Below are 390 nucleotides of genomic sequence, written 5' to 3'. Positions count from 1 at the left end.
GGCGGCGAGGAGCTCCACACCGGCGACGTCATCGTCCGTGAGGACCCGTGCCACGCCGGCGTCGTCATCGGTGCGGCACACGTCGCCACCACCGAGGACGTGACCCGCGCCGTGGCGGCGGCGAAGACCGCCGCCGGACCCTGGCGCCGCACGCCCTACGCGGAGCGGGTCGCGATGCTGCGCGCCGCGCGCGAGGACATCGCCCAGGAGATCGCCTACCTCTCGGCCGTCGTGTCGGCGGAGACGGGCAAGACCCGTCTCGAGGCCGTCGGCGAGGCGACCGAGGTGCTCGACATGATCGCGCACTACTGCGATCTCATGATCGAGAACGACGGCTACTGCGCGCCGCTCAAGCCCAGCGGCGGCGACACCAACTTCGACGTCATGGTC

General features: G+C 71.8%; 1 protein-coding gene. It reads left to right on the top strand.

Annotation, left to right across the window (positions count from 1 at the left end; all coding sequences use genetic code 11):
* A partial coding sequence (locus D9V41_RS16670; protein WP_121795627.1) for an aldehyde dehydrogenase family protein occupies nucleotides 1–390 on the top strand: 390 nt, incomplete at both ends.

Origin of the sequence: Aeromicrobium phragmitis (genome assembly GCF_003674095.1) — a bacterium.
Taxonomy (GTDB): Bacteria; Actinomycetota; Actinomycetes; order Propionibacteriales; family Nocardioidaceae; genus Aeromicrobium; species Aeromicrobium phragmitis.
The sequence above is the reverse complement of the archived record's forward strand: the minus strand, read 5'-3'. Positions and strand labels throughout refer to the sequence as shown.